We start from the raw sequence: 12,189 nt of genomic DNA on the forward strand, positions 1-12,189 counted from the left end.
CGGCCGTGAAGGGAAGGTCTAAATCAGAGAGGCGACTCTCTGCACAAAGACCGGACCACTAGCACATACTAAAAATGATAAAGAGTGGGGCAGGAGTGCCCCAAATTTATGGTGCATTTCTGACCCCACTACTTCGGGAGGAAATGAATTATGTGCGGAATTGTTGGATATATCGGAACTGAGGATGCGAAAGAAATTTTACTACGTGGGCTTGAAAAGCTCGAGTATCGTGGCTATGACTCTGCAGGGATTGCAATTGCGAACGCAGAAGGCGTACACGTATATAAAGAAAAGGGGCGCATTGCAGCGCTTCGCGACGTTGTCGATCATGATGAGGCAGCAGTAGTTGGAATTGGACACACACGTTGGGCAACTCACGGTGTACCAAGCCAAGTAAACGCTCACCCTCACCAAAGTAAAACATCACGTTTTACGATTGTACACAACGGCGTTATCGAGAACTACGAGCAACTTCGCCGTGCGCATCTTGCTGATGTGACAATGGTGAGTGACACGGACACGGAAATTATCGTACAGCTAGTAGACAAATTTGTTGCAGAAGGCCTTCAAACAGAAGAAGCTTTCCGTCAAACTTTAAGCCTATTAGAAGGCTCTTACGCAACAGCGTTAATTGACGAAGAAGACCGTGAAACGATCTACGTAGGTAAAAACAAAAGCCCACTCTTAATCGGTGTTAATGAAGGCGTGAACGTAATTGCGAGTGACGCAATGGCGATGCTACAAGTAACGAACGAGTTCATGGAAATCATGGACAAAGAAATCGTTGTTGTAACAAGCGAGAGCGTTACAGTAAAAACGTTAGACGGCGAAGAAGTTTCCCGCGACACGTACATCGCAGAGCTAGACTCTACAGACATCGAAAAGGGTACGTACCCTCACTACATGCTAAAAGAAATCGACGAGCAACCATTTGTTATTCGTAACATCATCTCGAAGTACCAGGATGAGAACGATAGCATTAAGCTAGACGAAAACATTCGTCAGGCTGTAACGGATGCAGATCGTATTTATATTATCGCAGCAGGTACGAGCTATCACGCTGGTCTTGTTGGGAAAGAATTAATCGAAAAAATCGCAGGTATCCCTGTAGAGACGCATATTGCGAGTGAATTCCTCTACAACATGCCTTTATTAAGCAAAAAACCACTCTTTATCTTTATTTCTCAAAGCGGAGAGACAGCAGATCTACGCGGCGTGCTTGTTAACGTGAAGGAGCAAGGCTTCAAGGCACTAACAATCACAAACGTACCTGGTTCGACGCTTTCTCGTGAAGCGGATTACACGCTTCACACATATGCAGGACCTGAAATTGCAGTAGCATCAACGAAAGCTTATACAGCACAAATGGCAGTATTTGCTATCCTAGCTGTAGACGCTGCACGTGCGGCAAATGTGGAGATCGATTTCGATCCTTTACAAGAGCTCGCAATTGTTGCGAACGCAATGGAAATCTTCACAAACAAGAAGGAAGAAATGGAGCAAATCGCACGCGACTTCATGAGTGTGTCTCGCAACGCTTTCTTCATCGGCCGCTCTATGGACTACCACGTATGTCTAGAAGGCGCGCTAAAGCTTAAGGAAATCTCTTACATCCAAGCAGAAGGATTTGCTGGCGGAGAGCTTAAGCACGGTACAATCGCATTGATCGAAGACGGCACGCCAGTAATCGGTCTTGCGACGCAAAAGAACGTGAACCTAAACATTCGCGGTAACATGAAAGAAGTTGTTGCCCGCGGAGCATCTCCATGTATGATCAGTATGGAAGGCTGGGAAGATGAGGAAGACACAATCGTGCTACCACACGTACACGAATACCTCACACCACTAGTGAGTGTCATCCCACTTCAGCTAATCTCTTACTACGCAGCGCTACACCGCGGCTGTGATGTCGACAAGCCACGTAACCTGGCGAAGAGTGTGACGGTAGAGTAGGGATTTAGATTTGGGAAAACGTTAATGATGAAATAAATGAGCACGAGACAACCGGATTTCGATTCGGGGGTCTCGTGCTTTTTTGTTTTTGGGGGGATTTGGAGAAACCAAACTCAGAATGCGAGTTACCAAACACGAAACGCGGAAAAAGATGAGAAGCCAAACACAGAAACCGAGTTACCAAACACATAACGAGAAAAAGTAAGACTTACCAAACACACCTCAGTAAAAACCTCGATTGCCATGTGCTGCCGCCGCGTGAGGGCTTCGATAACTGGCAATTTAGCAATCAAAGGTCCTTTTGTGGTGGACTGTGCACGGAGTAGAGACAGAAGAGCTACTAGATTTAGAGAGGAAACGCAATTTGCTAGAAGCGACGCGCAATTCTACCAAAGTGCAAAGAAGTGACACGCAATCATCAAAAAAAGCACCCATTAAGGGTGCTCCACTTCTTCAAACAGCTTCAACTAGATTACAGCTCTTCAGATGAATTCACTCACGCTGTCATAGCTAGATATTCTCTAGTTACCTTAACATGACCTTTGTGTATGAGTTGAAAAATATTTTTGTTGATCTGGAATCATATGTTAATAATCATCACTATCACTTGATCAGGAATCTGTATAATAGGGTGAAAAGAGCCTGAAAGAGGAGAGTGTTATATGAAGGACCATCGTGAAGAGGAATTATCAGGCGGGAACGTATCGAATGTCTATCGTGTAGGAGATACAGTCAGGCGTGATTTGAAGGAGAATAGTTCTAGAATTCATAGCGTTTTAACGCATTTAGAAAAGAAGGGCTTTCCCTACGCACCGAAGTTTTTAGGCATTGATGATCAAAATAGAGAAATACTGTCGTTTATTGATGGGGAAGCCGGTAATTATCCGTTAAAATCGTATATGTGGTCGGATGATAACCTAGCAGAAATTGCGAAAATGCTTCGTCGTTATCATGATGCGATGAGTGATTTTCCGATTGAAGAGGGTTGGGAGCCTATTGATCACACACCTCCTCCATTCGAGGTGCTATGCCACAATGATTTTGCGGTTTATAACCTTATTTTCCACAATAAAAAGCCGGCAGGAATTATCGATTTTGATGTTGTTGCTCCTGGACCGCGGCTTTGGGATATCGCGTATGCACTATATACTTGCGTGCCTTTAAGCAGACATTGGCATACGGAAAATGGCGAAACGATACTTTATGAGCCGTCAAAAGATGCAGGGCGGATTAGGCGAAAAGTGCAGGTATTCTTTGACTCGTATGGGATGGAAGAGTTGAAAGAAGGTTTAATAGAGATGGTGATGCTAAGGCTTGCGGGTCTTTGTGCCACGATGAGGAGGAAGGCGGATGAGGGAGATGCTGCCTTTCAAAAGATGATCGAAGAAAGGCACGATGAGCATTATCAGAAGGACATTGCGTTTATTCGGGAGCATGGGACAGAGTGGGTGTGACAGAGCAAGATAGTAATAGCACGGGACCATCGGATTGATCCGGGGTCGCGTGTTTTTTTGTTGGGGAGAAACCAAACACAGAATGCGAGTTACCAAACACGAAACGCGGAAATAGACGAGAAACCAAACACAGAAACCGAGTTATCAAACACAAAACGAGAAAAAGTAAGACTTACCAAACACACCGAGGCAAAATCCTCGATTGCCATGTGCTACCACCACGTGGGGGCTTTGATAAGTGGCAGTGGAGCAACCGATGGGTCCATTTGTGGTGGACTGTTCATTCAGTGTGGACGGGAGCGACCGTGCAAGGTGGAAGTTGGACGCATCTTGCAAGAAGCTGAACGCACTTTGACCAAAATGCCGAGAAGTTGAACACACTTTCTGAGAACGTGAACACATTACATCAAATTAAGCGAGTTAATAAACACACTAACAAAAAGTAACCACAAAAACCCCCCTCAACTTTAGCTATATGGAAAAAACCAGGTATACGTCATACTTGAAACTTGCTATTATTACAGTAGTTGGAATTTTTACAATCATACAAGTTTCATCCAAAAAAATAAAGCGAGGGTATGGTTACATGGAGTTCGCAGTTCAAGTAAAGGACGCATCCAAGAGCTACAGAAAGAGAAAAAGCTCCGTGGATGTCTTACATAATCTATCTTTACGCGTGACGAAAGGCAAAATAACCGCTCTATTAGGTCCAAATGGATCTGGCAAAACGACGCTCATGAAAGGGATGTGCGGGCTATTAAAGCTCGACAGTGGCGAGATCACCGTCAATAACATTCCGGCAAGCTCGAAAAAAGTGCTCGGCGAGGTGGGTTGCATACTCGAAGGAGAGCGCAACGTCTATTATTACTTAACGGTTTACGACAACCTTTACTACTTTGGCAAGTTAAATAGGCTACCGCGCAAACGTCTCATTCCGATGATTGATACTGTTCTCGAGCAGTTAGGCTTACTACATAAAAAGCACACTTACGTGTCCGAGCTCTCACGAGGCATGCAACAAAAAGTGGCGCTAGCTGTGCTACTGATCAAGGATCCGCCCGTCTTTTTGCTCGATGAGCCGACCTTAGGATTAGATGTTCGCGCGACGCTAGAGCTCTGTGACTACTTAAAAGAGCTCAGCCATGAGCAGGGTAAAACCGTCCTCCTTACAACGCATCAGCTGGAGATAGCGGAGAAGATAGCCGATGAGATCATCTTTTTTGATAAAGGGGAAGTCATTCTGCATGAGAATAAAGAGACGATCTTTTCTCATTATCAAGGGGAAAATAGGTGGACGATCCAAACACAAACGCCGGTCGAGGCATCTGTCCGAGCGGAGATCCAAGGGTGGAGCGCAATCTCAGAAGACGGATTGCAGCTAGAGGTCGCGAACGAGCATGTGTTTAAAGTGATTGCGGTGCTTGAGCAACAAGGTGTGCAAATCATCTCATTAGAAAACAGCAAACGAAACCTACAGGACATCTTCCTGGAGATTACGAAGGTGATGACATGATCGACGTCTTACACGCAGAATTTCATAAATTTAAAGGCATGTTTAGACGTTATTACGTGGATTCCGCCGCAGAAATCGTGTCGTACCTCGTTCTCTTTATCGGACTTTTTTATACGATCTTTCAAACTGCAGCGAATATAGAAGCGATGCTGTTCCAGCTCTTGATCGGCATATTCATTTGGTACGTGGGGATCAACTCGATCGCTGTTTTCACCTTTATTCTCCAAGAGGAAATGCAGCTTGGCACACTCGAACAGATCTATTTAACAAAAACGTCCCTCACAAAGATGCTGTTTGGCCGTGCATTTTCCACGTTTATTTTTGATGCTATCGGCGGTATAGTTCTTGCACTACTTACGTTCACAGTGATCATCACCATTTCTACTGAACCGATTACAGTAGCGGGCCTATTCCAGTCCGTCGACTGGCTCTTCTTTGCTGTTGTCATTGCGCTAACGATGGTAGGAATCTACGGCTTTTCCTTCATGCTAGCGGGATTATCCATCGTATTTAAACGGATCTCCGCAATCACTGTACTTCTAAACTATGCGTTTTTATTCTTCACCGGCATTACGTTAGCAGAGGGTTCTTTGCCATTCGTGATTGATCTGATCGCAAAACAACTGCCTATCACATATGGCGTCATAAACTTAAACGCGATGTCCCAATCGCAAAGTTCGCTTGCGAATTTCGCGTCTACGGAGTTTGTCATTCTAGTCGCACATTCCATCAGCTACATGATCATCGGCTTGCTCCTCTTTCACCTCATGCTCAATGTGGCGCGGAAGAATGGGAATTTGGGGCATTATTAGGAGCTCCCAATTGCACCTTTAAGTGACTTATTGTGTGGACAGAAAATCGAGTTGGATGCATATCCAATGTTGTTTCATAAAAGGAGAGAGTGTAGATGAGCTGTTTAGGCTGTCGGTTAGCTAATAAAGAAGAGACTGTGTATGTTGTGTTTGAGGATAGCGATGTTAGTTGTATTCTAGACCATAACCCATACAGTGAAGGACATGTATTAATTGTCCCTAAAACCCATGCTCGTTACATGGATGAGTTGGATGAACATACGGCGAGCGCCGTTTTTCAAGCAGCAAGTAGGATGTCAAAAACGATTAAACACTTGTTTAAACCTGATGGGATTACGGTGTGCCAAAACGGTGGCGCTTTTGATGACTTGACCCACTTTCATATGCACGTTGTACCAAGGTACGAAGGACAAAACTTTGCCGATTTTTTCATAGAAGGTGAAGAAGAGCTTCCTATCGAAAAAGCGAGCATATTGGAGGAAACGAGAAAGAAGATTTCTAAGGCGGTAGAGGGGTTGCATGAATAGAAGCTGATAGGAGGAAGAGTTACTCCTATAAACCAGTAACTCCTTATTTTCTCAAAAAAATGTATAAGGGAGGGATACGATGCCTATTTACAACAAGCTAGTGCGTGACGGGATACCTGGGATTGTCGAAGCGACGGGGAAGAGGGCTGTGACACGAGTGCTTGATGAAGCGGAGTATGAGCATGCGCTTATTGAGAAGTTGCATGAAGAGGTCGAGGAGCTTAGAGGTGCTGGTTCGGATCATGATCGTATCGAAGAAATGGCGGATATATTGGAATTAATCCATACGTATGCAACGCGAGTAGGGGCGGATTTATCGGAAATCGAGGCCGTTCGAAAGAAGAAGACGGAAGAACGGGGAGGCTTTAGGGAGAGGGTGTTTTTGATAAGCGTTGAAGACTAAAGTTGATGCAAGGTGCTTACAGGAAAGGACTTTGACTACTGAATTGAGGGTGGATGTAGGGCTTGTAAAAATAATTACCTTCGTCTAAACAAAAATATAGAGGGCCGCGTCATTAATCGGCTTAATTAATTGTTCGCGGTCCAACTGCATATGGTATCTAGTTAACCTAGATTTAGTCGTTTGTATTGTTACTAATTTTTATTGTATTTTTCTTTCACGCTCTCAATTAGGTTTTGATATTGCTCGGATCTAAACTCAGTCTGCTCGTCATCTGATGCATCCTCCCCAAGCTTAATCTGGCCTTGTTCTAATGAGACAATCCAATACCCTTCAATGTTTTCAGCCCAGCTTAAAAATAGAATGTAATTGCCATCCTCTTCTAAAGGCATATAATCTCCGTAGGTAATAACATCATGCCCGATTATCCGATCCGAGACATAATAAGGCTCTGCAACTGCCATGTATGGCCCAATATCTTTGCCAGTATTGTTCTTAAACACCTCTAGGACTTCTACTTTTGTTAACGTGTGACCGTCGAATTCTCCTCTGGAAACGTGTGTGTTATCATTTGTAGCTACTACCTCAATTACTATATCCGCATACGCCTCCATTTCATCTGCATCTGAGAAAAGTACATTCGTCGTATCGCCACCCTGTACGATATTTTCTGTAGAACTGTCTAAAATGATAAATCCAATAATGATAGTTATAATTACTGCTACTAAAGGAACAGTATATCTAATTCTCATTTTTCTCCTCCATTCAAAAATGTTAACCTGTTACTAGTTGCCAGTATAAATCGTATATACATTAAGACAGCTATACTTAAAACGATGAAGATGTATCATCAAGAATGATACCTCTTTTTTAGTCGGTAATAATGGAGACTAGTTTCAAATTATTGGTGATTGCCTCTTCCGATCAAATGAATGTGAGAAATATTATTAACGGAGATCAAACATTTCTCAAAAAGAAGAGCAGTCTTAAAATGTTAAGGAAGAAGGAGTGATTATTTGTCTTACAAAAAAGCCTTGTTCACGTACTCGCTACCTTTGCTCATATGCACGAACATCGTGTTAGCTTTAATCGATTACTGGCGAGGACAAGAAGTAACGTGGCTCTACAATTTGGCGTTCTCTACGTTCGTAATTGGATTCCTTTCTTTGAGGTTTGTTAAATTCCCAAAGAAGCGGATTTGAACGCTCTATAAACTACGTAAAAAGCCCATTACCTCAATTGGTGATGGGCTAAAGTATACCTCCAGGCCTCTTTTACTCCCAGCGTTTGCATGCCTGCGTTGTACTGAAGGCACTTGGATAGCTCTCTGAATTGCTCCTCGTCAAAGCCTGGTGCAAAGTCCTTTAGCACCTGTTTGAGATCGAGTGGGTAAAGTGATAGACTTGTAGTAAATATAGATTAATTTCCCATTTTGTACGTGGTAGTATGAATAGTTTACATGAAGGAGGATAAGCGTCATGGGATCCATTTATTTTTTACCAATAGTTGCAGTACTACTAACATTCTTGTTTCTATACGGAAACCCGCAAATCCCTCCTGTCTTAATCACAAACGGACTGTTAGGATTAATAGCGGCAATTATGCTTAAAAATATGAATGTTTCTAAACAAAAGCAAGTAAGAAGTCAGGAACAAGATAACAAATAAGTGGGGGAATGGAGATGAACCGAGTAGGCGATTTTTTTAAAGACCTTTTTCTCGACGTTTTTGCTGTCATAAAGGGATTCTCGTACGGCTTTCTAGTCGTTGGTCTTGCTATTGTGCTAGTTGGAGCTCTCATCTTTGTAGGGGCATCGGTCTTTTAAAAAACAAAAGCATGGAAGGGATTATCCCTCTCCGTGCTTTTTTACGTAGTAGCTGATTTGCTAGACCGGACTTCTGACACGGCTAGGTACGTTAAAAACGCTGCCGCCAGTCCAATGAGTAGGTATGGTGGTTCATTAATGGTGATAATAGATGCCACAAAGAGAATAACAAGAACGATCATACCTGGAATAATCGTACTCCACCCTTTAGACAGGTTAAACACTCGATTGAGTAAAAAATAACCAAGTAAAAACGGGACGCCTCCAACTAGAAAGCTACTAAAGGCTACAGTGAAAACGTTCGTTGCTGCAAGCTCAAATAATGTATTCAATTCACTCATCCTTCACACCAGTTTTACCTGTATTTTACCAGGAATAAGGATCGAATTGAAGGTAGATCATGAGATTTGATTACACAAAGGGACTTTTACTCAAAGGAGGTATTAACGTGTCGGACTTCAAGCTATTTAGACAAGTCGCCACATATATTCGTCAAACACCGTTTTGGAAGCTCCTATTAATAATCATGGCAATCTCTGCGATCACTACTCTCATCACTCTATTTACGCTAGATCTATTAAATATGATAAATTGATTTCCATTGTAGAAACTACTTTAACCGCTAAACATAGTCATGTAACAAGATATGAGTATGTTTAGCGGTTTTTAATCTATTGTTTATTGAGTTTGACGAATGAAGTGAAGTGGATCACTGTCTAAAAAAATAGTTAAAAATTGTAACTTGAGACAGTCTTTAAACGTTTAAGAGATAGGTGACCATATTTTCGTCAAAAGGAAGAAGGGGATGAAATGAAAGGGTTCTTGTATATGGTAGGCTACGTGGCTGTTATGCTGCTCGTAGGCTGTCAGTCAGAGGGGAATGCACAGGGCGATGGCGTAAATGATGTATCTGAAGTGAATGCGCAGAATGAGAACGTCGATAACGATCCAGTCGCAGAAAATGATAGTCCTTTGTTAACGGGTGATGGACTAGCTGAAATCACGGTAGAGAGATTGCGTGATAGCGAACAGCTAACGTTTGACGAGGAGGAATCGGTGGAAGCATTTGAGGCAATCTTTGCACATGCTGTTCAAAGCATGGCTGATTACGACATAATAGAGCCAGAGTACCAAGTACACATTACGTATGACAACGGCGATGAACAAAGCTTAAATCTATGGATTACGAAAGAGGAGCAAGAAATTTTGCTTTCTAGAGCATCAACTACTCAAACGATTTATATTGTTGAAACAGAGTTTACCACGCAAGTGCGGGGGATGGTTAAGGAACTTTTAAATTAATTGTTACGTGCAGGTAAATTTATAATGCGTTTCCATTGATAGAAAAGATAGAGGAAGTAAGCAAGAAGTTCGATACTAATGCCACTACGGGGTAAAGGAGACAGCAAGTATGCTAGTAGTCGTTCCAATTTTAGTCGGTCTCCTTATAGGCGGAGCAGTCTATTATCTGACGAAGGAATTAGAGGAGAAGAAGCCGGATGCTAAATATGTTCCGTCAGTTTGGGCTATTGCGATATCAGTTTTTCTAATTCCTTTTAGTATGATTGTGATAAGAGGGCTTGAGGGAGCGGCATATCTCATTTTAGCGACTGTAATCTTGGGGGTCTCTCTATATACGCTGTATAAAACATAACAGCAAAACGCCTGAATGTAGGGCGTTTTTTTTGTGGCTGGAGAAGAGGCGAACTAGATCAGTTGATTTACATAGGAAAAATAGTTGTTTTGCGGTTTCCCCCAAAGACTCGTGACATTGCGCACGAGCCAGGTAGATTTACAGGAGAAAAATGATGAGGATAAGCGCAATTGTCGTGCCAAGGAAGGAGATTGTAATCGCGCGGCTACGATCGCGCTGGGTGGTAGCGCCGCGGATGATGATCGTGAAGGGAATAGCGACGATAAGAAGCAGAAAGTACATAATAAGCGAATAAAACAGTAGAGGAGATGGCGCTGCGAGGGCAGCTGGTGTCCACACTGTAAATGCTAAGGCGAAGCAGATAAAGGAGAGCGAGAATAGGGTAATCGTGACGATTGTTGCCGCAGGTCCTTGCCAAAAGTTTTTTTGGAACAAGGAGCGTGGGTGGTGATTAGCAAAGGATGCAATTGTGTAGAGGGCTCCCATGATAAGTGTGATAAAAAGTACTACGGTCCACGGGCTATTAATGGGTGTCCATCCAGGTGTGGAAGCGAGGGAGTGAATCGAACCTGATGCTGATATATTACTACTAAGGAAAATCATTGTTAATACCGCCTTTCGCATAGTAAATAAGTGGGTAGTATGGTTTACGAAGTGAGAAGATAATTGGTTCCGTTTTGGTAATTAGAGCGGCTGGACATTATGATAAACTAGAAATAGGATACACCACGAGGAGGAGTAGCGATGGCGGAGAAAGAATTCACTGTGACGCGAGAGAAGCTTGAGGGTAAAGTTGTGCAGGATGTGAGCGTGAACGACAAGGCAGTTGTGATTCAGTTTACCGACGGAACGTACTTAGATGTATACATGGCGACAGAAACAGGATCACTAAAAGCGTCGACGAATCAATTAAAGCAGGATTAAAAAAAGCTTCGTTCTTCTTATTAGACAAGGAGAGCGGAGCTTTTTTCATATGTGATGATGTAAACAAACTACTAATTGAGTTCCTGGCGTATACAAACGAAAGAATCATCAATATTTTTTAAATCAAACGCAGAGCTGGCAGATCCGGAGGACATTCGGAGACAATCCATAGGAATAGGCAGGGGCTGAGACCACGCAGGAAGGCGGTCTCCCCTGACGAGTAGGCTCAGACGCTGACCCTATGGATGTCGTAGAGTGTCCGGAGGGCTGACAGCTCGTAGAGCAGATTTAAACAAATTAGCTCTTAAGTAAATAGCCCAAAGGGCTGCCCTTAAAATTAGCCAGCATTCGGTCACCGAAGATAGCTACCAGACTGCACATAAAACTGCGACTGCTCATAGTTATACGTAATCATCGAATAGTCAAACGGCTTCCCATTATTAAGATGAAAAATCGTCTCAGCAGATAGCTTCGGATCCCCAGACTTCAGCTGCAAGTAGCCGGCTTCCTCTTCCGTCAGCTTTCCAACCTGCAAATACATATCCGAAAAACCAATCTGCAACTTCAGACCTTCCGTAATGTAATGAAAAATAGACCCCGTCACAATCTCTTTATTCAAATAAGGAATAAGCTCCTTGGAGTAGTAAGAGTTCTCCACACAAAGCGTTTTCCCGTTAATATAGCGAATTCGCTTTACATAGTGAGCCTCAGCCCCTTCCGGTAAATCCAGTGCGTCTCTTACATATCGTTCAGGCTGAACGATTTTTAACTCCAACACCTCAGACGTAATATCAAATTCCTCTAAGCTATCCTTAAAGCCTTGATTCGAAATGAGACTCAAAAAACCCTTCCGCTTATGGCCGCGAACAAAAATCCCGCTACCTCTAACTTGATAAATAACTCCCTTTTTTTCTAAAAGATCAAGCGCTTTTGTAATCGTGCTTTTGCTTACCTCAAACTCCTTCATGAGAGCTTCAAGCACGGGTAGTTTGACACCGCGTTTTAGTTGCTCCGTCTCAATCATCCGTTCAATATCAAGCGCTATTTGTTGGTATTTTAGCATGGTGAATGGTCTCTCCAATCAGATTATTGGTTGATTAAGTGTACCATATTCTTGAATAAACCTC

Annotated in this window: 16 protein-coding genes; 12 read left to right on the forward strand and 4 right to left on the reverse strand. The window is 42.9% G+C overall.

The features are described from left to right. Positions 1-150 precede the first annotated feature (150 nt). The 6 genes from glmS (at position 151) to FLK61_RS02100 (ending at position 6,662) form a co-directional block, all read left to right on the forward strand. Positions 151-1,953 (forward strand): glutamine--fructose-6-phosphate transaminase (isomerizing), encoded by a 1,803-nt coding sequence (glmS, locus tag FLK61_RS02075; protein ID WP_176007886.1) that lies wholly within the window; start codon positions 151-153, stop codon positions 1,951-1,953. Positions 1,954-2,615: 662 nt separating this feature from the next. Next, positions 2,616-3,407, forward strand: a complete 792-nt coding sequence (locus FLK61_RS02080) for a phosphotransferase enzyme family protein (protein ID WP_176007887.1) — start codon at positions 2,616-2,618, stop codon at positions 3,405-3,407. Between the two features lie 586 nt (positions 3,408-3,993). Beyond that, positions 3,994-4,920 carry an ABC transporter ATP-binding protein gene (locus FLK61_RS02085; RefSeq protein WP_176007888.1) on the forward strand — a complete coding sequence of 309 codons (927 nt, stop codon included), beginning with the start codon at positions 3,994-3,996 and terminating at the stop codon, positions 4,918-4,920. Then, a complete protein-coding gene (locus tag FLK61_RS02090) occupies positions 4,917-5,732 on the forward strand; it encodes an ABC transporter permease (RefSeq protein WP_176007889.1) in 816 nt (271 codons plus the stop codon). The genes FLK61_RS02085 and FLK61_RS02090 overlap by 4 nt, the downstream gene beginning before the upstream one ends. 95 nt (positions 5,733-5,827) lie before the next feature. Then, positions 5,828-6,259, forward strand: a complete 432-nt coding sequence (locus FLK61_RS02095) for an HIT family protein (RefSeq protein WP_176007890.1) — start codon at positions 5,828-5,830, stop codon at positions 6,257-6,259. A 79-nt stretch (positions 6,260-6,338) separates the two neighbouring features. Next, on the forward strand, positions 6,339-6,662 hold the full coding sequence (locus FLK61_RS02100; RefSeq protein WP_176007891.1) for a nucleoside triphosphate pyrophosphohydrolase: 324 nt from the start codon (positions 6,339-6,341) through the stop codon (positions 6,660-6,662). A gap of 191 nt (positions 6,663-6,853) precedes the next feature. Here FLK61_RS02100 and FLK61_RS02105 read toward each other — a convergent pair whose 3' ends face one another. Then, positions 6,854-7,411: a hypothetical protein gene (locus FLK61_RS02105; protein WP_176007892.1), complete on the reverse strand. Its 558-nt coding sequence runs from the start codon at positions 7,409-7,411 to the stop codon at positions 6,854-6,856. Between the two features lie 726 nt (positions 7,412-8,137). On the opposite strand from FLK61_RS02105, the gene FLK61_RS02110 reads away from it, so the two are divergent. After that, the gene (locus FLK61_RS02110; protein WP_176007893.1) at positions 8,138-8,326 is read left to right on the forward strand and encodes a hypothetical protein; all 189 of its coding nucleotides are present in this window, start codon (positions 8,138-8,140) and stop codon (positions 8,324-8,326) included. Between the two features lie 14 nt (positions 8,327-8,340). Then, positions 8,341-8,484 (forward strand): hypothetical protein, encoded by a 144-nt coding sequence (locus tag FLK61_RS02115; RefSeq protein ID WP_176007894.1) that lies wholly within the window; start codon positions 8,341-8,343, stop codon positions 8,482-8,484. A gap of 41 nt (positions 8,485-8,525) precedes the next feature. Here the strand turns inward: FLK61_RS02115 and FLK61_RS02120 are convergent, their stop codons facing one another. Next, positions 8,526-8,816 carry a hypothetical protein gene (locus tag FLK61_RS02120; protein ID WP_176007895.1) on the reverse strand — a complete coding sequence of 97 codons (291 nt, stop codon included), beginning with the start codon at positions 8,814-8,816 and terminating at the stop codon, positions 8,526-8,528. A gap of 68 nt (positions 8,817-8,884) precedes the next feature. Here FLK61_RS02120 and FLK61_RS02125 point away from each other — a divergent pair, with 68 nt between their 5' ends. From FLK61_RS02125 to FLK61_RS02135, 3 genes are all read left to right on the forward strand, one after another. Then, the gene (locus tag FLK61_RS02125) at positions 8,885-9,079 is read left to right on the forward strand and encodes a hypothetical protein (RefSeq protein ID WP_176007896.1); all 195 of its coding nucleotides are present in this window, start codon (positions 8,885-8,887) and stop codon (positions 9,077-9,079) included. Between the two features lie 215 nt (positions 9,080-9,294). Continuing rightward, positions 9,295-9,786: a YhfM domain-containing protein gene (locus FLK61_RS02130; protein WP_176007897.1), complete on the forward strand. Its 492-nt coding sequence runs from the start codon at positions 9,295-9,297 to the stop codon at positions 9,784-9,786. 109 nt (positions 9,787-9,895) lie between these two features. Next, complete coding sequence (locus FLK61_RS02135; RefSeq protein WP_176007898.1) at positions 9,896-10,138, forward strand: YesK family protein; 243 nt, start codon at positions 9,896-9,898, stop codon at positions 10,136-10,138. 138 nt (positions 10,139-10,276) lie between these two features. On the opposite strand, the gene FLK61_RS02140 is transcribed toward FLK61_RS02135, so the two are convergent. After that, the gene (locus FLK61_RS02140; protein WP_176007899.1) at positions 10,277-10,741 is read right to left on the reverse strand and encodes a hypothetical protein; all 465 of its coding nucleotides are present in this window, start codon (positions 10,739-10,741) and stop codon (positions 10,277-10,279) included. A 141-nt stretch (positions 10,742-10,882) separates the two neighbouring features. Here FLK61_RS02140 and FLK61_RS02145 point away from each other — a divergent pair, with 141 nt between their 5' ends. Then, positions 10,883-11,062, forward strand: a complete 180-nt coding sequence (locus tag FLK61_RS02145; RefSeq protein ID WP_176007900.1) for a hypothetical protein — start codon at positions 10,883-10,885, stop codon at positions 11,060-11,062. Between the two features lie 352 nt (positions 11,063-11,414). On the opposite strand, the gene FLK61_RS02150 is transcribed toward FLK61_RS02145, so the two are convergent. Continuing rightward, entirely contained in the window at positions 11,415-12,125 is a 711-nt protein-coding gene (locus FLK61_RS02150; protein WP_176007901.1) for a GntR family transcriptional regulator, read from the reverse strand. Positions 12,126-12,189 lie beyond the last annotated feature (64 nt).

Origin of the sequence: Paenalkalicoccus suaedae (assembly GCF_006965545.2) — a bacterium.
Taxonomy (GTDB): Bacteria; Bacillota; Bacilli; order Bacillales; family Salisediminibacteriaceae; genus Paenalkalicoccus; species Paenalkalicoccus suaedae.

Excerpts from the sequence above, each read along its gene's own strand:
- FLK61_RS02115 (WP_176007894.1), top strand. The coding sequence starts at position 8,341 with ATGAACCGAGTAGGCGATTTTTTTAAAGACCTTTTTCTCGACGTTTTT.
- FLK61_RS02150 (WP_176007901.1), bottom strand. The coding sequence starts at position 12,125 with ATGCTAAAATACCAACAAATAGCGCTTGATATTGAACGGATGATTGAG.
- FLK61_RS02110 (WP_176007893.1), top strand. The coding sequence starts at position 8,138 with ATGGGATCCATTTATTTTTTACCAATAGTTGCAGTACTACTAACATTC.
- FLK61_RS02125 (WP_176007896.1), top strand. The coding sequence starts at position 8,885 with ATGAGATTTGATTACACAAAGGGACTTTTACTCAAAGGAGGTATTAAC.
- FLK61_RS02090 (WP_176007889.1), top strand. The coding sequence starts at position 4,917 with ATGATCGACGTCTTACACGCAGAATTTCATAAATTTAAAGGCATGTTT.
- FLK61_RS02140 (WP_176007899.1), bottom strand. The coding sequence starts at position 10,741 with ATGATTTTCCTTAGTAGTAATATATCAGCATCAGGTTCGATTCACTCC.
- glmS (WP_176007886.1), top strand. The coding sequence starts at position 151 with ATGTGCGGAATTGTTGGATATATCGGAACTGAGGATGCGAAAGAAATT.
- FLK61_RS02145 (WP_176007900.1), top strand. The coding sequence starts at position 10,883 with ATGGCGGAGAAAGAATTCACTGTGACGCGAGAGAAGCTTGAGGGTAAA.
- FLK61_RS02135 (WP_176007898.1), top strand. The coding sequence starts at position 9,896 with ATGCTAGTAGTCGTTCCAATTTTAGTCGGTCTCCTTATAGGCGGAGCA.
- FLK61_RS02085 (WP_176007888.1), top strand. The coding sequence starts at position 3,994 with ATGGAGTTCGCAGTTCAAGTAAAGGACGCATCCAAGAGCTACAGAAAG.
- FLK61_RS02080 (WP_176007887.1), top strand. The coding sequence starts at position 2,616 with ATGAAGGACCATCGTGAAGAGGAATTATCAGGCGGGAACGTATCGAAT.
- FLK61_RS02105 (WP_176007892.1), bottom strand. The coding sequence starts at position 7,411 with ATGAGAATTAGATATACTGTTCCTTTAGTAGCAGTAATTATAACTATC.
- FLK61_RS02130 (WP_176007897.1), top strand. The coding sequence starts at position 9,295 with ATGAAAGGGTTCTTGTATATGGTAGGCTACGTGGCTGTTATGCTGCTC.
- FLK61_RS02100 (WP_176007891.1), top strand. The coding sequence starts at position 6,339 with ATGCCTATTTACAACAAGCTAGTGCGTGACGGGATACCTGGGATTGTC.
- FLK61_RS02095 (WP_176007890.1), top strand. The coding sequence starts at position 5,828 with ATGAGCTGTTTAGGCTGTCGGTTAGCTAATAAAGAAGAGACTGTGTAT.